The 18,017-nt window shown below is 71.3% G+C and carries 12 protein-coding genes and 3 tRNA genes; 2 read left to right on the plus strand and 13 right to left on the minus strand.

The features are described 5' to 3' along the window. Nucleotides 1-182: 182 nt before the first annotated feature. The 5 genes from B1H50_RS07390 to B1H50_RS07410 all read right to left on the minus strand — a co-directional run bounded on the left by B1H50_RS07390 (nucleotide 183) and on the right by B1H50_RS07410 (nucleotide 7,154). Nucleotides 183-698, minus strand: a complete 516-nt coding sequence (locus B1H50_RS07390; protein ID WP_080463139.1) for a CinA family protein — start codon at nucleotides 696-698, stop codon at nucleotides 183-185. Next, nucleotides 691-1,368 carry a CDP-diacylglycerol--glycerol-3-phosphate 3-phosphatidyltransferase gene (gene pgsA, locus B1H50_RS07395; RefSeq protein ID WP_080463140.1) on the minus strand — a complete coding sequence of 226 codons (678 nt, stop codon included), beginning with the start codon at nucleotides 1,366-1,368 and terminating at the stop codon, nucleotides 691-693. The genes B1H50_RS07390 and pgsA overlap by 8 nt, the downstream gene beginning before the upstream one ends. Nucleotides 1,369-1,556: 188 nt before the next feature. Beyond that, nucleotides 1,557-4,475 carry an FtsK/SpoIIIE family DNA translocase gene (locus B1H50_RS07400; protein ID WP_080463141.1) on the minus strand — a complete coding sequence of 973 codons (2,919 nt, stop codon included), beginning with the start codon at nucleotides 4,473-4,475 and terminating at the stop codon, nucleotides 1,557-1,559. A 114-nt stretch (nucleotides 4,476-4,589) separates the two neighbouring features. Next, the gene (locus B1H50_RS07405; RefSeq protein ID WP_080463142.1) at nucleotides 4,590-5,513 is read right to left on the minus strand and encodes a PfkB family carbohydrate kinase; all 924 of its coding nucleotides are present in this window, start codon (nucleotides 5,511-5,513) and stop codon (nucleotides 4,590-4,592) included. A gap of 6 nt (nucleotides 5,514-5,519) precedes the next feature. Beyond that, nucleotides 5,520-7,154 (minus strand): ribonuclease J, encoded by a 1,635-nt coding sequence (locus B1H50_RS07410; RefSeq protein WP_080463143.1) that lies wholly within the window; start codon nucleotides 7,152-7,154, stop codon nucleotides 5,520-5,522. A 346-nt stretch (nucleotides 7,155-7,500) separates the two neighbouring features. Here B1H50_RS07410 and B1H50_RS07415 point away from each other — a divergent pair, with 346 nt between their 5' ends. Further along, entirely contained in the window at nucleotides 7,501-8,445 is a 945-nt protein-coding gene (locus B1H50_RS07415) for a polysaccharide deacetylase family protein (protein WP_080463144.1), read from the plus strand. A 50-nt stretch (nucleotides 8,446-8,495) separates the two neighbouring features. On the opposite strand, the gene B1H50_RS07420 is transcribed toward B1H50_RS07415, so the two are convergent. From B1H50_RS07420 to gltX, 4 genes are all read right to left on the minus strand, one after another. Continuing rightward, a tRNA-Glu gene (locus tag B1H50_RS07420) sits at nucleotides 8,496-8,568 on the minus strand. A 31-nt stretch (nucleotides 8,569-8,599) separates the two neighbouring features. After that, a tRNA-Glu gene (locus tag B1H50_RS07425) sits at nucleotides 8,600-8,672 on the minus strand. Nucleotides 8,673-8,709: 37 nt separating this feature from the next. Beyond that, nucleotides 8,710-8,781: transfer RNA gene (locus B1H50_RS07430), tRNA-Gln, on the minus strand. 230 nt (nucleotides 8,782-9,011) lie between these two features. Continuing rightward, nucleotides 9,012-10,556, minus strand: coding sequence for a glutamate--tRNA ligase (gene gltX / locus B1H50_RS07435; RefSeq protein WP_080463145.1), 1,545 nt, complete (start codon nucleotides 10,554-10,556; stop codon nucleotides 9,012-9,014). 245 nt (nucleotides 10,557-10,801) lie between these two features. Here gltX and B1H50_RS07440 point away from each other — a divergent pair, with 245 nt between their 5' ends. Continuing rightward, nucleotides 10,802-12,034: a MalY/PatB family protein gene (locus B1H50_RS07440; RefSeq protein WP_080463147.1), complete on the plus strand. Its 1,233-nt coding sequence runs from the start codon at nucleotides 10,802-10,804 to the stop codon at nucleotides 12,032-12,034. 447 nt (nucleotides 12,035-12,481) lie between these two features. On the opposite strand, the gene B1H50_RS07445 is transcribed toward B1H50_RS07440, so the two are convergent. The 4 genes from B1H50_RS07445 to B1H50_RS07460 form a co-directional block, all read right to left on the minus strand. After that, complete coding sequence (locus B1H50_RS07445) at nucleotides 12,482-13,318, minus strand: fumarylacetoacetate hydrolase family protein (protein WP_080463148.1); 837 nt, start codon at nucleotides 13,316-13,318, stop codon at nucleotides 12,482-12,484. A 77-nt stretch (nucleotides 13,319-13,395) separates the two neighbouring features. Next, nucleotides 13,396-14,964 carry an alanine/glycine:cation symporter family protein gene (locus B1H50_RS07450; protein ID WP_373284827.1) on the minus strand — a complete coding sequence of 523 codons (1,569 nt, stop codon included), beginning with the start codon at nucleotides 14,962-14,964 and terminating at the stop codon, nucleotides 13,396-13,398. A 68-nt stretch (nucleotides 14,965-15,032) separates the two neighbouring features. Further along, nucleotides 15,033-16,478, minus strand: a complete 1,446-nt coding sequence (locus B1H50_RS07455; RefSeq protein ID WP_080463149.1) for an alanine/glycine:cation symporter family protein — start codon at nucleotides 16,476-16,478, stop codon at nucleotides 15,033-15,035. 11 nt (nucleotides 16,479-16,489) lie between these two features. Beyond that, on the minus strand, nucleotides 16,490-18,016 hold the full coding sequence (locus B1H50_RS07460; RefSeq protein ID WP_229657973.1) for an alanine/glycine:cation symporter family protein: 1,527 nt from the start codon (nucleotides 18,014-18,016) through the stop codon (nucleotides 16,490-16,492). Nucleotide 18,017: the final 1 nt, after the last annotated feature.

The raw sequence follows: 18,017 nt of genomic DNA on the forward strand, positions 1-18,017 counted from the left end.
ATTCACTGCTGGGGTTCATTCCCGGCCTCGGTCGCTGATCCATCACCGGGCCCGGGCCGATGGCATGAACCATGTCGCCGGTGTCTGGGAGGACGCTTGGCCGGACTCATGAGCGAGCCATGACATGGGCGTGAGCGCGCCACACGCGCCCCGATCCGTGCGGGCGGCACGGGCGCGGCGCCTCAGAGGCCCTCCCGCACGGCGCGAGCGGCAAGGCGCAGGACCGCCAGGGCGGTCGCGGCACGGATCTCGTCGCGCCCACCGGTCAGGCCCAGCCGGCGGCCCACAGTCCCCCATGGGCCGAAGGCGGCGATATGGACCGTCCCGGCCGGGTGCCCGTCGGCGGGACCGGGTCCGGCCACACCGGTGGTGGCCAGTCCCGCATCTGCCCCGAGGAGCCGGGCGGCGCCCCGCGCCATCTGCTGGGCAATGACGGCATCGACCGGCCCTGCGCAGGCCAGACGGGCGGCGTCGACTCCCAGGAGCTCAGCCTTGATCCTTGTAGCGTAGGAGACGACAGCGCCCACGAGGACCGTGGAGGCCCCGGGAACCCCGCCCAGCGCGGAGGAGACCATGCCGGCGGTCAGCGACTCGGCAACGGCGAGGGTGAGCCCGCGCTCGCCCAGGGCGCGCAGCAGATCATCCGCCGCCCGGCGCCCCTCGGGCCAGGCCGGCGCCGAGGCGGGCGACTCACCCATGCCGGGCGCCGCCCGCCGCGCCGGCAGCGGACTTCTCGCGCGAGATGCGGATCGCCTGGAGGACGTAGTCGATGCCCGTGGCCACGGTGACGACGAGGGCGGCGGCGACCAATGCGTAGGAGACCCGCAGCAGGGCCGTGGCCAGCGTCGCGGGCAGCACGGCGTGCCAGGGCAGGAGGAGGCCGACCAGCGCAAGGATCTGCAGGACCGTTTTGATCTTGCCGCCCCGCGAGGCCGCCATGACGGCGCGCCGGAGCATGGCGAAGCGCATGACGGTGATGCCGAGCTCGCGCGCGACGATGAGGGCCGTCACCCACCACCACAGGCGACCGGCGGCGCTGAGCAGGATGAAGGCCGACAGGGTGAGGGCCTTGTCCGCGATGGGGTCGGCGATCTTGCCGAAGCTGGTGATGAGGTTGCGCGAGCGCGCGAGCTGCCCGTCGAGCCGGTCGGTGGCCGCGGCCACCACGAAGACGAGGGCCGCGGCCAGGCGCATGGCGTCGCCCGGGCGAAGCATGAGCCACACGAAGACCGGCACGAGGATGATGCGCAGGACAGTCAGGGCGTTGGCGATGTTGAGCAGGGGCGCCTCGCCCGCGGAGGCGCCCCGGCCACTGGTCGACGAAGGCACGGCGGGACCCGGATGGGAGGGGGGCGGGGTGGCTTTCATCGCCTCAAGCGTAGAGGAATCGGGGGAATCCGGTGAGGGCAGCGCCCGACGCGATCACCTATGAATTCTTCATTCATAGTCGATGAGCTCACTCTGCCTGAGCGGATCCTCCACCGGCGGCCCTGACCGCCCAAGGACCCTGGACGGCGTCCCCTCGGGCTGCCCGACGCTCGGGGCGTCGCCCGCGCCTACCAGGACTGGCCGCGGCCGGTGAGGCTCCAGGCGTCCTCGGAGTCCTCCGAGGACGACTCGTCGTCCCAGGACTCGCTCACGGGGGCGTCGCCCGCGGCCTCGAGGGGGTCGATGGCGTAGTGGTCGGTCGGCAGGCCCACCTCGCGCGGGGCCGAGGGCTGGAGGCCGGAGGGCACGCGGGCGGCGGTGGCGTCGGAGGCGCCCGGGTCGTCGATCCGGGGGGCCTCGCCGTCGCCCTTGATCCAGGCGAGGGTCTCTTCGAGCTGCTCGGGCTGGACCAGGACGTCGCGGGCCTTGGAGCCCTCGGAGGGGCCCACGACCTCTCGGGACTCCAGCAGGTCCATGAGGCGCCCGGCCTTGGCGAAGCCGACGCGCAGCTTGCGCTGGAGCATGGAGGTGGAGCCGAACTGGCTGGTGATGATGAGCTCGGCAGCCTGCAGGAGCAGGTCCATGTCATCGCCGATCTCCTCGTCGATCTGCTTCTTGACCTCGGGGACGACGACGTCCTCGCGATACTCGGGGGCGAGCTGGCCCTTGACGTGCTCGACGACGGCGCGGATCTCACTCTCAGTGACCCACGACCCCTGCACGCGGATGGGGGTGGAGGCACCGGGGCCGAGGTAGAGCGCATCGCCCTGCCCCGTGAGGGTCTCGGCGCCGTTCTGGTCGAGGATGACGCGCGAGTCGAGCTGGGAGGCGGTGGCGAAGGCGAGGCGCGAGGGGACATTGGACTTGATGAGGCCCGTGACGACCTGGGCGACGGGCCGCTGAGTGGCCAGCACGAGGTGGATGCCGGCGGCGCGCGCCAGCTGGGTGATGCGCTGGATGGAGGCCTCGACGTCCTTGGGCGCGGTCATCATGAGGTCGGCGAGCTCGTCGACGACGACGAGGAGGTAGGGATAGGGGCTGAGTACCCGCTGGCTGCCTGGCAGGGGCTGGACTTCGCCGGCGCGGATCGCCTTGTTGAAGTCGTCGATGTGCTTGAAGCCGAAGGAGGCGAGGTCGTCGTAGCGGGCGTCCATCTCGCGCACCACCCACTCCAGGGCCTCGGCGGCCTTCTTCGGGGAGGTGATGATGGGAGTGATGAGGTGCGGGATGCCCTCGTAGATGGTCAGCTCCACGCGCTTGGGGTCCACGAGCACCATGCGAACCTCCTCGGGGGTGGCGCGCATCATGATCGAGGTGATCATGGAGTTGACGAAGGAGGACTTGCCGGAGCCGGTCTGGCCGGCCACGAGCATGTGCGGGGTCTTGGCGAGGTTGGTGACGATGTAGTCGCCCTCGACGTTCTTGCCCAGGCCCACCACGAGGGGGTGCGCCTGCTTCTTGGCGGCCCCCGAGCGCAGGACGTCGCCGAGTTTGACCATCTCGCGGTCGGAGTTGGGGATCTCGATGCCGATGGCGGACTTGCCGGGGATGGGGGTCAGGATGCGGATCTCGTCGGAGGCCACCGCGTAGGCGATGTTCTTCTCCAGGCCGGTGATCTTGGAGACGTTGACGCCCCGGCCGCGGTGGACCTCGTAACGGGTGACCTGGGGGCCGCGGGTGTAGCCGGAGACGGTGGCGTCGATGTTGAACTCGGTGAAGACGTTCTGGAGGGCCTCGACGACGGCGTCATTGGCCTCGGTATGGGTGGCGTGCCCGGTGCCGGCCTCCAGGAGGGAGGAGTCGGGCAGCGAGTAGGTGGTGCCGTCGGGCAGGGCCATGGCGGCGCCGCCGGCCATCTCGATCTCGTCGGCGAGGTCCGGGTCGATCGCGGGGGTCTCGTCGGTGACAGCCTCGGGGTCCGTAGGCGGCACGGGCCGCTCCCCCGGCGCCATCGCACTCCTGCCCCGCGGGGTGAGGGCGGGCGGGTCGAGGAGGGGAGAGGGGTCGGCGATGACCTCGGTGGCGGGCTCGGCGCCCACGGGGGCGTCGAGCCCACTCGCGCCGCCGGGGCCGCCGGCGGCGTCCTCCCCGCGCCCGCGAGGGCGCTTCCGGGACGGGGCGGCGCCCTCGACCCCCTCCGGGGCGATCCGGGGGCGCAGGCCGGAGCCGCGCTTGCGCGAGGCGCCCCGGGGGGCCGTCCCGCCGTCGGCGGCATCCTCGGTGGACGAGTCCTCCTTCTCGATGGCGGAGCGGAAGGGCTCATCGCCGTCGTAGGAGTCCAGTGAGGTCGTGGCCGTGAGGTCCGCGTCGTCGACGGGGGCCCGCGATCCCATGGCCTGGCGGACCCGGCCCAGGGCGCGAGTGGGCCAGGTGTCCGCCGGGGAATCGGCGTCGGCCTCGGTCCTGCGGGCGGCGGCGATGTCCCGCAGCTCGGCGATGGTCCTGCCGGAGACCACGAGCGCTGAGAAGGCGATGAGCAGGAGCAGGAGGACGACGGCGCCGACGGCACCGAAGAGCCCGGCCAGAGGCGCGCCGAAGAGCCAGCCGAGCAGACCTCCGGCGCCCTCGACGCCGGCGATGCCGGCGCTGAGGGCGGGCTGACCGGAGGCGACGTGGATGATGCCGGTGAGCCCCGCCAGGATGCCCAGGCCGCCGACGCTCACGCGGGCGTGGATGCTGGTGAGGCGGTGGACGCGCAGAGTGGCGATGCCCAGGGCCGCCAGGAGGATCGGCACGATGATGCTGAGCACGCCGACGGGCCCGGCGGCCAGGTGGTGCAGGAAGCCGCCGGCGGCGCCGGACACCCCGAACCACTCGCGCAGCCCTATGACCGCGGCCAGGGCGAGGAGCCCGAAGGCCCAGGCGGTGCGGGAATAGCCATGGGCCTCGGCGTGCTGGGAGCCGGGCGCCGCCTGGGCGGGCATGGTGGTGGTCGCGCCGGCGCGGCCCTGGCTCTGCTGCGTGCGACGGCGCCGGCCCGAGCCGCGCTGGGGCGGCTTCGGGCTCGATGAGGGCTTCGCGTTTCGCGTGGTGCTCCGGGGGGCCATGGTGATCAACACGCTAGCGGCAGTGCCTGCCGCGCCGGGCCTGCCACGCCGCCGGGCGGGCGAAGAGTGCGCCACACCTCCCCGGGGGATCGGGAGCGGGGCGCCGCCCGGGGCTCAGGCCTCGCTCAGGAGGGCGTCGATCTCCTCGCGCAGCGGGCAGCGCGCCGGACCCTGCCGGGAGACGGCCTCGGCGGCGGCCGCGTTGGCGCGCGTGGCGGCGGTGACCTCGTCGAGGCCGTCCATGAGGCCGGCCACGAGCACCCCGGTGTGGGTGTCCCCCGCCCCAGTGGTATCCACGACGTCGCGGGAGAAGCCGGCCACCTCGATGGGAGAGCCGCCGGCGGGCCAGAGCACGCAGCCGTGCACGCCGGTGCGGCGCACGATGAGCGCGCCGGGACAGGCCTCACGCAGTGCCGCGGGGCTGCCGAGCCGGGCGCCCAGCTGGGTGATCTCCAGGTGGTTGCCGGTGAGCAGGGTGGCGCGGCCGAGCAAGCGGCCCAGCGTGGCGGCGCCGATCTCCGGCTCCACGGGGCCCAGGTCGACGACGAGGCCGACCCCCTCGGGCAGGTCGACGAGCCAGTCGGCCAGGACCCGGTGACTCAGGGGGTGGACGATGTCGTACCCGGTGGCGTGGACCCAGTCGCCGGGCAGGAGGTCGAGCTGGCGCAGGTCGTCGAGCTGGGGCTCGGCCTCAATGCCCTCGTTGGTGACGAAGGTGCGCCGCCCGGAGGGCTCGATGAGGGTGATGCAGGTGCCGATGTCCCCCACGAGCTCCTCGACGACGAGCTCGACGCCGTCAAGCATCATGGCCTCGCGCACGAGCGCTGAGTTGGGGCCGGTGCCCAGCGTGGCCGCGAGCGCCGCGGGCTTGCCCTGCCGGGCGACGGCGGAGACCACCGTGTACCCGCCTCCCACGACCGGCCCGGTGGAACTGGCGGTGACCGCCCCGCCAGGGGCGGGGATCCTGTTGACCTGGAGGGGCAGGTCGATGAGGACGCTGCCGGTGGAGATGAAGCAGGCGGGCCGGCGGGAGGTCATGGGGTCTCAGGCCTCGACGACGACGGGCACGATCATGGGGCGGCGGTGCAGGCGCCGGGCCACCCACCGGCCCAGGGCCCGGCGCATCGCCTGCTGCAAGGAGTAGGTGTCGGCCCTGCCGCCGTCGAGCCCCTGCTGGAGGGCGGCGGTGACGTCGGGCAGGACCTCGTCGAAGACGGAGTCGTCCTCGGCCATGCCGCGGGCCTGGATGTCCGGGCCCGCCAGGATCGTGCCGGTGGAGGTCTCCACGACGGCGTAGACGGAGACGAAGCCCTCCTCGGCGAGGATGCGGCGGTCCTTGAGCTCGGCCTCATCGATCTCGCCCACCGAGGCGCCGTCGACGAACACGTAGCCGCAAGGCACCTGCCCGGCGATCCGGGCCTGGCCGTCCAGGAGGTCGACGACGACGCCGTCCTCGCACAGCATGACGTTCTTGGGCGGCACGCCGGTCTTGACGGCGAGGGCCCCGTTGGCCACGAGATGACGGATCTCGCCGTGGATGGGCATGACGTTGCGGGGCGCCACGATGTTGTAGACGTGCAGGAGCTCCTCGGAGGAGGCGTGCCCGGAGACGTGGACGCGGGCGTTGTCGCGGTGGACCACGCGGGCGCCGAGGCGCATGAGCTGGTTGATGACCCGGTAGACGGAGTTCTCATTGCCGGGGATGAGGGAGGAGGCCAGGATGACGGTGTCCCCCGGCTCCACGGTGACGGAGCGGTGCTCCCCGTGGGCCATGCGGCTCAGGGCCGCCATGGGCTCGCCCTGGGACCCGGTGACCATGAGGACCCGTTCGTCGGCCGGCAGGCTGGTGATATCCCGGGCGTCGACGAGGACGCCCTCGGGCACCTTGAGGAAGCCGCGCTCGGCGGCGATGCCCATGTTGCGCACCATGGAGCGCCCGATGAGGGCCACGCGGCGCCCGTGGAGGGCCGCGGCGTCGAGCACCTGCTGGACGCGGTGGACGTGGCTGGAGAAGGAGGCGACGATGATCTGCCCGTTGGACTCCCCGAAGACGGAGTCGAGCACGGGGCCGATCTGGTTCTCGTGCGCGACCATGCCGGGGACCTCGGCATTGGTGGAGTCCACGCAGAACAGGTCCACGCCCTCGTCGGCGAAGCGCGCGAAGGCGCGCAGGTCGGTGATGCGCCCGTCGATGGGCAGGGAGTCGATCTTGAAGTCGCCGGTGCACAGCGCGCTGCCCGCCTCGGTGCGGATCATGACGGCCATGGCGTCGGGGATGGAGTGGTTGACGGCCACGAACTCCAGTTCGAAGGGGCCGTAGACGACGCGCTCGTGCTCGCGGACCTCCCGCAGGACGGGGCGGATGCGGTGCTCCTTGAGCTTGGCGTCGATGAAGGCCAGGGTGAGCTCGGAGCCCACCAGAGGGATGTCGTCGCGCAGGCGCAGCAGGTAGGGCACACCGCCGATGTGATCCTCGTGACCGTGGGTCAGGACGAGGGCGACCACGTCGTCGAGGCGGTCCTCGATGTAGGAGAAGTCGGGCAGGATGAGGTCGACGCCGGGCTGGTCGTCCTCGGGGAAGAGCACGCCGCAGTCGACGATGAGGAGCTTGCCGTCCACCTCGTAGACGGTCATGTTGCGCCCGATCTCGCCGAGGCCGCCCAGCGGCACGATCCTCATCGCGCCTTCGGGGATCGGACCGGGGGCGCCAAGAGAGGGGAAGTTCGTCACGGCGGCATTCTAGAGCAACCGCCCTGACGGCGATGTCGGCGCCCTGGCCCTGGAGGCCCTCGCCCGGGATGCGGGGACTGCCGCGAGGAGCGGCGACCCGGCGGGGGCCACCGCGCTGACCGACTCCCTCGACGCGCTCGCCGATGTCGGAGACGCGCACCCCATCCGCTGGCCTCGGTGCAGATGGAGTGGTCGCTGTTCAGCCGTGAGGTCGAGGAGGAGGTCCTCGGGCCCGCGCCGACCAGCCCGGCCCCGCGCGCCCATCGCCGGAACGCGGTCGGCGTACCCTCAGCCCATGACCCCGCGCCCCGCCCCCTCCCCGGACTCCACTGACCGAGCGCCGGGAGGCGCCGAGGCGGGGGCGCCGGGCGCCGGGGCGAACCTGGCCGCGGATGTAACCGTGGCGGATCACGACGTCGCCCCTGCGCGCTCATCGCGCCGCGGGGCCCTGAGGGTGGCCGGCATGCTCACGGCGGGCGCGATCGGCGCCGCGGCCGGGGCAGCGGCCACCCACTGGCACGACGGGCGCCGCTCCCCCACCTTCCGCGTCGCCGCGCTGCCGGCGGATGACTCAGGCCGCCGCGCGGTGTCCACGACCTTCCGGGCGGCACCGGGAACGGGGTCGGTGGCCCTCACCTTCGACGATGGCCCCGACCCCCATTGGACCCCGGTGGTCCTCGACATGCTCTCCCACCTGGGGGCCAGGGCAACCTTCTTCGTACTGGGCGAGGCCGCCCGGACCCACCCCGATCTCATCGCCCGCGAGACGGCCGAGGGGCACGAGGTCGCCATCCACAATTGGGTTCACAGGGATGTCTACGGCGCATCGCCGGATGAACTCGGCCGGGATATCGACCGGACGATCGAGGCAATCACCTCCGCTGGGGCGCCCAAGCCATCGCTCTGGAGGCCCCCGTACGGGCGAGTGGACGCCGTCGCCCTGGCCGCTGCTGCAGACCGGGGCCTGGACCTGGTCCTCTGGAGCCTGCACACGCCGGGCGCCGCTGCGGCCAAGGAAGTGGGAGAGACCGCGCAGGACGGGGCGATCATCCTGTGCCACGACGGTCGGAGTCAGCCGTACACCGAGCTCATGGAGGAGATGGGCCGATCCGTGGAGCGAATCCAGTCCCGCGGCCTGCGCGTCGTCAGCGCTGGCGAACTGCTCGCGGGCAGCGACGGATCGTCAGGATCCCGAGCACTCATCGAGAGCGGCGCCAGGAGCAGCTCCGCGCAGTCATAGCGAAGGCCCGATCACCTGCGGCGACCGAGCCTCATGAGTTCACTTGGGAGTACCCCGTACCGGATTTGAACCGGTGCTGCCGCCGTGAGAGGGCGGTGTCCTGGGCCGCTAGACGAACGGGGCGTGTGGACCGGCAGCCTGGCGGCTGCCTGAGTACCCCGTACCGGATTTGAACCGGTGCTGCCGCCGTGAGAGGGCGGTGTCCTGGGCCGCTAGACGAACGGGGCGCAGTTCTTCAACTGTATGGTGAGCTCGCGCTCTCCGCTGGGGTACCAGGACTCGAACCTAGAATGGATGAACCAGAATCACCTGTGTTGCCAATTACACCATACCCCAAAGCAGGTGAACCCGGACCGGAGAGCCGATCGGGGCAGCGGGAAGAAATGTACACGGGCTCCCCTTCGCTGTCGAATCGTGGGCGCGTGAACGCCACCACAGCGCCTCGGAGGCCACCGGGGGGGCGACTGCCCCGCTGCCGGGCAGCGCTCACCATGGCGGGCGGTGCCCCGCGCGCCCGGGAGCCCCGGCGCGGCGGGCGGCACGGCCGTTCGCGAGCAGCCCGAGTCTCAGCCGAGGCGCTGCCTCAGGGCGCGCAGGCGCGCCAGGGAGGAAGCCGCGCCGAGGATCTCCATGGACTCGAACAGCGGCGGGGAGACCTGGCGGCCCGTGACAGCCACCCGCAACGGTCCGAAGGCGAGGCGGGGCTTGATGCCGAGCCCGTCGACGATGGCCGCGCGCAGGACCTCTTCGAGGCGCGGCGTCGTCCAGTCCTCGGAGCCGAGGGCATCCAGGGCGGTGATGGCGGCGTCGAGCACCGCGGGAGCGGAGTCCTTGAGCTTGGACACGGCCTTGTCGTCGACAGCGAGCGCATCGTCGCCGACGAGGAGGAAGCCGAGCATGTCGCGGCTCTCCCGCAGCAGCTGGATGCGGGTCTGGATGAGGGGGGCGGCAGCGGTGAGGATCTCCCTCTCGCGCTCGGTCAGCTCGGGGAAGGAGGGTGCGGACACGAGGGGGCGGGACTGCCGGGCCGGGTCGGAGGGATCCGGGTAGATGTCGCGCAAGTGCGGTACGAGGCGGTCTCGGAAGTCGGCCGACTCCAGGCGCCGCACGTGCTCGGCGTTGATCGCCTCGCACTTCCTGGGGTCGAAGCGCGCGGGGTTGGGATTGACGTCGTGGATGTCGAAGTGCTCGACGAGCTGGGCGGGGGTGAACACGTCCTCATCCTTGCTCAGCGACCAGCCCAGCAGCGCGAGGTAGTTGAGCAGGCCCTCGGGGATCATCCCGCGGTAGCGGTGGATGAGCAGGTTGGACTCGGGGTCGCGCTTGGAGAGCTTCTTGTTGCCCTCCCCCATGACGTAGGGCAGGTGGCCGAACTCGGGCACGGACTGCGCGCGGCCGATCGCGATGAGAGCGCGGTACAGAACGATCTGGCGGGGCGTGGAGGACAGCAGGTCCTCGCCGCGCAGGACATGGGTGATGCCCATGGCCGCGTCGTCGACGGGGTTGACGAGCGTGTAGAGCGGGTCCCCGCCGGCGCGCACGACGACGTAATCGGGCACGGATCCGGCCTTGAAGGTGATGGGGCCGCGCACGAGATCGGTGAAGGTGATGTCCTCGTCGGGCATGCGCATGCGCAGCACGGGCTTGCGGCCCTCGGCGCGGAAGGCGGCCCTGGCCTCCTCAGTCAGGTCCCGGTCGAAGCCGTCGTAGCCGAGCTTGGGATCGCGCCCGGCGGCGCGGTGGCGGGCCTCGATCTCCTCCGGCGTGGAGTAGGACTCATAGAGGTAGCCCGCCTCGAGGAGCTCGGCGGCCACCTCCCGGTAGAGGCCCATGCGCTGGGACTGACGATAGGGCTCGTGGGGACCGCCCTTGCCGACCCCCTCGTCCCAGTCCAGGCCCAACCAGGTCAGCGAGTCGAGGATGGCGTTGAAGGACTCCTCGGAGTCGCGCGCCGCGTCAGTGTCCTCGATGCGGAAGACGAAGGTTCCCCCGGTGCGGCGGGCGTGGGCCCAGTTGAACAGGCAGGTGCGGACCATGCCGACGTGAGGCGTGCCCGTGGGCGATGGGCAGAAGCGGACGCGGATGGGAGCGGGCGTGGCGGTGTCAGTCATGATGAGCCATAGCGTAGCCCGGCCACGGGCACCCCTTCCCGGCTTCCCGCCCGTATCGACTCCCACCCATGGCGGCGGCGCGCTCTCGCCGTCGGCACCGCGCCGGCCCCGGCCTGCCCCGCTCGGGTCCTGCGGACATGGACGAGGCGACCCCGGGCAACACGTCCGGCGCCACGGGCCGAGGACCGTTGGAGCGCCCGCTGACGGCATCGGGAACGGGCCCGCGGCCTCGTATGATTCGCTCCATGACCCAGCCCTCCTCTCAGCCCGTCCCTGCCCCGTCCTCCTCGGAGTTCTTCGCCGCCTTCGACGCCCTGACCCCTGAGCAGGTGCGCGCCGGGGGCACGATGAAGTGGTCCGAGCGGCCCGATACCGCGATCTCGGCCTGGGTGGCGGAGATGGATCTGGGCACGGCCCCGGCGGTGACGCAGGCCCTGCACCGCGCCGTCGACGGTGCCCGTTTCGGCTACATGCCCACGTCGGTGTGGGAGGACTGCCGCGCGGCGGTCATCGACTTCCACCGCGACTCCTTCGGCTGGGAGATCCCGGAGCGGGACATGAGCCTGCTGCCCGACGTCCTGTCGGCGCTGCGGGCGATCATCAGCCGCCACACCCGCCCGGGCTCGCCGGTGATCGTGCCCACCCCGGCGTACATGCCCTTCCTGACGATCCCGGGGACGCTGGATCGCGAGGCCATCGAGGTTCCGGCCCTGCGCGGCGACGGCGCCTCGGCCCCCGCCTGGTCCCTGGACCTGGAGGGCATCGAGGCAGCCATGGCCGCGGGCGCCGGCCTACTCATCCTGTGCAACCCGTGGAACCCGGTGGGCCGCGTGCTCACCGCCGCCGAGCTCGACGCCGTCGCGGCGCTATCGGCCAAGTACGGCGTCGTCGTGTTCACCGATGAGATCCACTCCCCCCTCGTTCTGCCCGGGAGCCCCCGGCACATCTGCTACGCCTCCCGCCCCGGCGCCGATCCCGCCCTGACGTTCACGGCGACGGCGGCCTCGAAGGGGTGGAATATCCCGGGCCTGCACTGCGCCCAGCTCATCGCCTCCGGCGAGGCCCGCGCGCGCTTCGACGCCGACCCGCTGTGCTCCTGCCTGCCCGGCGGCGCCTCAATCCTCGGTGTCATCGCCACGACGGCGGCCTTTTCGCAGGGACGGGGATGGAATGAGGCGGTGCGCGAGTACCTGCGCCGCACGCTGGAGGGCATCACAGGGCGCCTGAGCGCGATCGACGGCGTGTCCGTCACCATGCCGGAATCCACCTACCTGGCCTGGGTGGACTTCTCGGGCGCCTTGGCCGATGGCCGGATCACCGGTGCTCCCGCCGGGTTCCTGGAGCGCAAGGCCGGGGTGTCGATGAACGAGGGCGTGACATTCGGCTCGGACTACGCCGCGTTCTGCCGCCTCAACCTGGCCACTGGGCGCGGCATCGCAGACGAGATCGCCGACCGCATCACCGCCGCCCTGGCCTGACCCGGGCGCGCACGATGTCGACCTAACGCTTCAGACGTACGAGATCCCTCCTGGGCCGTCCCTCAGCGTGCAGCTGGGACCGCGACCTGAGGTATCTACGTTCTGCACTTCTCCGACGGGGAGCAGTGCGTCGGGCGGGGCGTTGACGTCGTCAATCGCTTCACAAGCCACCGGCGCCGCTGGGATGATATCCAGGCCATCGAGTTCTGCCGCATCAGCCGCAAGATCCTCGACGACGCGGAGAAGGAGGCCTTTCAGCTCCACCGCGACGCGGGGGTACGACCGCGTAGCTCCACCCTGATGACGAGGACCTGCGGGACCAGCGTGCTGAACGGCGTCATTGTGGACGCGTCCCGGGATTGCGGACGCGCGGCGGGGTCTCCGACGCGCCCCCGGGGCGCGTCCACAACCCCCACAACCCCGCCGCGCGGCGCCGCTCGCAGCGCCTCAGCGGCGAACGACGGGGTTGGAGAAGCCGCCGATGCCCTCGACCTCGACGCTCACGCGCTGCCCGGCGCGGATCTCGCCAACGCCTTCGGGCGTCCCGGTGAGGATGACGTCGCCGGGCAGGAGCGTAAAGATCGTCGAGGCGTAGGCGACGAGCTCCGCGACGCCCATGACCATGTCCTGGGTGCCGCCCTCCTGGACCGTCTCGCCGTCGAGCCGGGTGCGCACGGTGGCGTGCGAGGGGTCGAAGGCGCGCTCGTCACCGGGCTCGGGGATCTCGATCCAGGGCCCCAGGGGGCAGGAGGTGTCGAAGGCCTTGGCGCGCACCCACTGCGGCTCGGCGCGCTGGCGGTCCCGGGCGGAGACATCATTGGCCACGGTGTACCCCATGATCACCCGGTGGGCATCCTGCGGGGTGAGATCCTTGGCGATGCGCTTGATGACGACGGCGAGCTCGGCCTCGTAGTGGACCTCCTCGCTCCAGGCCGGCAGAACGATCGGGGCGTCAGGGCCGATGACTGCCGTGTTCGGCTTGAGGAAGATGATCGGGGTCTGAGGTACGGCGCCATCCATGCCGCCGACCATCTCGGCGGCATGGGCCGCGTAGTTCTTGCCGATGGCCACCACCTTGGAGCGGGGGATGACCGGGGCGAGAAGCCGGGCCTCACCCAGCTCCACGACCTCCCCGGTGGCCTCTGGCACGGAGAAGAGAGGGTCGCCCTTGAGGACAAGCAGGTGCCCCTCGGACTCCCCCGTGGGGACGGCGTCGGCCTCATCCAGTCCCTGGACGATGCCGTAGCGGGGCTCATCGCCGGTGGAGAATCGCGCGATCTTCATGGGGCCAGCCTACCGGTGCCGGAATCGCGATCGAGCTGGCCCGCGTCGTCCCCCGGCCCCGAGTCCGCCTGGGGAGCTCAGCCCTGGGCGACCGGCACCTCAGCGACGGTGGCAGCCGCCCCTCTGGGCGCCCAGACGTCTCCGGGCAAGTCACCCGGCAGGTACGGGTTGCCCTTGCCGACGAAGCGGATCTCCTCGCGCCGGCCCTCCCGCAGCTCCCGGTTCTGGGCCTCCCAATCGCGCAGAGCCCCGAAGGCCCACTTGCCAAGCAGGGTGATGGCAACGATGTTGATGACGGCCATCGCGCCCATGGCGATATCGGACAGGTTCCACACGAAGTCCAGGGAGGCGACGGCCCCGATGTAGGTGGCCACGAGGATCATGAGGCGCAGCCAGGTGTGGTTGGAGTGCGAGCCGCGCAGGAAGTCGACGTTGATCTCAGCGTAGGTGTAGTTGCCCAGCAGGGAGGAGTAGGCGAACACGAAGATGATGAGGACCATGAGGTACTGGCTCCAGTCACCCAGGACATGGGCGACAGAGTCGGAGGTCAGGGTCTTCTTGGCGGCGTCGGCGGCGGCGGTCGCCTCCGGGCCGGCCAGGTTGGCGGCGGAGTCGTAGAGGCCGGAGAGCATGACGATGAGCGCGGTGGCGGTGCACACGATGATGGTGTCGACGAACACGCCCATGGACTGGATGAAGCCCTGCTTGACGGGGTGAGAGGTGGTGGCCGTCGCCGCGGCGTTCGGCACGGAGCCCTCACCGGCCTCGTTGGAGAACAGGCCGCGCTTGATGCCGTTGATGGCCGCGGCGTAGAACCCGCCGCTGATGCCGGCGAAAGTGGCGTTGAGGCCGAAGGCGCCCTCGAAGATCGCCCTGAAGGCGCCGGGGATGGCGTCAGCGTGCAGGCCGAGGATGACGATGGCCAGCAGCGCGTAAATGAGCGCCATGATCGGCGCCATCCACTCGGCCACACGGGCCACGCGCTTGATGCCCCTGAAGACGATGGGGGCCGTCAGGGCCACGAGCACCGCGCCGATGACCCAGGGCTCCACCTTCTGCCCGTGATTCTCCAGGATGCCGTTGACCGCTCCGGCGATCGTGTTGGCCTGGGTGGCCTCGTAGGCGAAGCCGAAGACGAAGGTGATGACGACGGCGAAGACACCGCCCCAGGCGCGCGAGCCCAGGCCGCGGGTGATGTAGTAGGCGGGCCCGCCGCGGAAGGTGCCGTCGGCGGCGGGTACCTTGAACATCTGGGCGAGGGTGGACTCGATGAAGCCGGTGGCCATGCCGACCAGCGCCACCACCCACATCCAGAAGATCGCGCCGGGCCCGCCCAGCGTGATGGCGATGGCGACACCGACGATGTTGCCAGTGCCCACGCGGCTGGCCAGGCCGATGGTGAAGGCCTGGAAGGAGGAGATCCCGCCCTCGGCGTCGCCCCTCGATCCGAAGACCGTGCGGATCATCTCGGGGAACAGCCTGAACTGCACCGCGCGGCTGCGGATGGTGAAATAGAGGCCAACGGCGATCAGCACCCAGGCGAGGAAGCCGGCGTAGAACTGGTCGGAGATATTCTCGAGGGTCGTGGTGACGTTGTCGAGCGCGCCCGTGGGCAGCACCGCCGTCAGCGCAGGGGCAGGGTGGATCAAGGGAGTACCTCCAGAGGCCGGGGGCTGTTCCAAGGAGCCTAGGCCGAGTGTGTTACCCGCCTGTGTCATGCCTGGGCCGAGGGAGCGGCCTCCCAGACGCCGTCGTTGGTATCCCCGGGCAGGAGCGGATTTCCATGACCGATGAACACGGGCTCGACGCCCTGACGGCGCTGAGCCTCCCAGTCGCGCAGGGCGCCGAGCACCCAGCCGATGAGCGCGACGAGCGCCACGAGGTTGATGATGGCCCCCACACCCAGCAGGATGTCGGCCAGTGTCCACACCGTGGTGAGCGCCTGGAAGGCCCCGAGCGCGGCGCAGGCCACGGCGGCGCACTGCAGGGCCTTGGACACCCAGCGGTTCTCGGTGAGGTAGTCGAGGCAGACCTGGGCATAGGAGAAGGCCCCGATGATCGTCGTGTAGGCCAGGACGACGATGAGGATCGCCATGGGCCAGCGCGTCCACTCCCCCACCAGGAGCGCGATGGCGTCCTGGGTCAGTGAGCCGGCGGCGTCCTTGCCGGTGACGCCGGGCGTGTAGACGGCGTCGCCGGCGATGAGGATCGCCAGGGCGGTGGCGGTGCACACGAGGATCGTGTCGATGACGACGCCGAGGGCCTGGATGAACCCTTGCTGGACGGGGTGGCGCACGGCGGCGGAGCCGGAGGCGCAGGCCGCCCCGCCCAGTCCCGCCTCGTTGGAGAACAGGCCGCGGCGCACGCCGTTGAGGATCGCCTGGACAACCCCGCCGGCCAGCCCCGCGAGCCCGGAGCGCAGGCCGAAGGCGCCCTCGATGATGGAGGTGAGCGCCTGCCAGGAGGCCGCCGGATGGGTCACCACGATGCCCAGGACGGCCAGCAGGTAGGCGGCGGCCATGAGCGGGGCGAGGATCTCCGCGACGCGCCCGATGGCCTTGAGCCCTCCGAGCAGCACCGGCGCGGTGAGGGCCACGACGATGAGAGCGCTCCCCCATGCGGGGATGGCACCGGCGGCCCCCAGAGCGCCAGCCACCGCGTTGGACTGGACCAGGGGCATCGACAGCCCGTTGGCGACCAGGAAGAAGACCGCGAAGACCGCGCCGAGCCACGGCAGGCGCAGGCCCTTGGCGATGTAATAGGGAGGTCCGCCCCTGAAGCTGCCATCGCGGTGGCGAACCTTGAGGACCTGCGCCAGCGTCGACTCCGTGAACGCGGTGGCCGTGCCGAGCAGGGCCACCACCCACATCCAGAGAATGGCGCCGGGGCCTCCCAGAATGAGCGCCAGCGCGACGCCGACGATATTGCCGGTGCCCACCCGGCAGGCCAGCCCGACGGCGAAGGCCTGGAAGGAGGACAAGGAGCGCCCCCCACTCGCCCGGGAGCCGACCATCGAGCCGGCGATCGGGATGGAGTGGCGCAACTGCACGCCGCGGGTGCGGATCGTGAAGTAGAGCCCGGCCCCGATGAGGAGCCAGACGAGGAAGGTGGAGTAGAGGGAGTCCGAGACCTGGGTGAGGATGTCGTTCAGCGCGGGCATGGTCCCTCCTCTCAGCACTGCCCGGCGGGGTCAGCGGCGGGGCCGCCGGGCGCCGCCGCCCTCCCGTCCCAGACGCCTCCGGGCAGGTCACCGGGCAGGTGGGGGTTGGCGCGCCCGACGAACACCGGGACGCGGCCGGCGCGCAACTGGGCGTCGAAGTCCCTCAGCGCCCCCAGGGCCCAGGGGGCGAGGCGGACGATGACCACGAGGTTGAGCAGCCCGAGCAGCCCGAGGGCGATGTCGGCCAGGGCCCACACCACGGGCAGGTCGACGATGGTGCCGGCAAAGGCCGCGGCGGTGAGGGTCAGGCCGAAGACCTGCTCGGCGCGGCGCTGGCCGCCCAGGTAGTTGACGTTGACCTGCGAGTAGGAGTAGCAGCCCAGGACGGTGGAGAAAACGAGGACGAAGATGAGGACCACCATCGGCCATGTCGTCCAGGCCCCCAGGTGCTCGGCGACGGCCTGCTGGGTGAGGACGGCCCCGATGCCCTTGGCGTTGTCCGCCGTGTAGGTCCCGGGCGCGTAGGTGTCGGTGGCGAGCAGGATGAGCAGGCCCGTGGCGGTGCACACGAGGATCGTGTCGATGAAGACTCCGAAGGACTGGATGAGGCCCTGGCGGACCGGGTGAGTGGTGGTGGCGGTGCCCGCGGCGTTGGGCACTGTCCCCAGGCCGGCCTCGTTGGAGAACAGGCCGCGGCGCACGCCGTTGAGGACCGCTGCGACGATCCCGCCGGCGACGCCGTACAGGGCCTGATCGGCCCCGAGGCCCCCCATGAGGATCGAGCGCAGGACACCGGGGAGCTCGGTGATGTTGAGCGCCAGGACGATGACGGTCATGGCCACGTAGACGAGCGCCATGACGGGCGCCATCCACTCGGTGATCCGGGCCACCGACTTCAGGCCGCCCAGGACGACGGGCCCGGTGAGCATGATGAGGAAGACGCCGACCATCCAAGGCTCCACGGACGGGACAGTGGCGTTGATGACCCCGGCCAGGGAGTTGGTCTGCACCATGACCACGGTGACGCCCACTGAGATGATGCACAGGACGGCGAAGACGGCGCCCCAGGCGCGCGACCCCAGGCCGTTCTTGATGTAGTAGGCGGGACCGCCGCGGAAGGTGAAGTCGCGGCCGCGCTCCTTGAAGATCTGCGCGAGGGTCGACTCGATGAAGGCGGTGGCCATGCCGATGAGCGCGACGACCCACATCCACAGCAGCGCTCCCGGGCCGCCCATGAGGACGGCGATCGCGACGCCCGCGATATTGCCGATGCCCACGCGTGCCGCCAGCCCCACGGCGAAGGCCTGGAAGGATGAGATACCGCCCTCGGCGCCGCCGCGCGATCGGGTCAGCGCCCGCGCCATGGTCCCGAGGTGCCGGGCCTGAACGGCACGGGTGCGGATCGTCAGGTACAGGCCGACGGCGATGAGCAGTGCGGCGAGCACATAGGTGTAGAGGAAATCATCGACCTGACCGAGCTGCTCGGCGAGGGTAGCCGTGGGCAGGGCCGTCGGTGCGGTGAGCGGTGCGGGGGTCATC

Source organism: Actinomyces gaoshouyii (assembly GCF_002072175.1).
In the GTDB taxonomy this organism is placed as follows: domain Bacteria; phylum Actinomycetota; class Actinomycetes; order Actinomycetales; family Actinomycetaceae; genus Actinomyces; species Actinomyces gaoshouyii.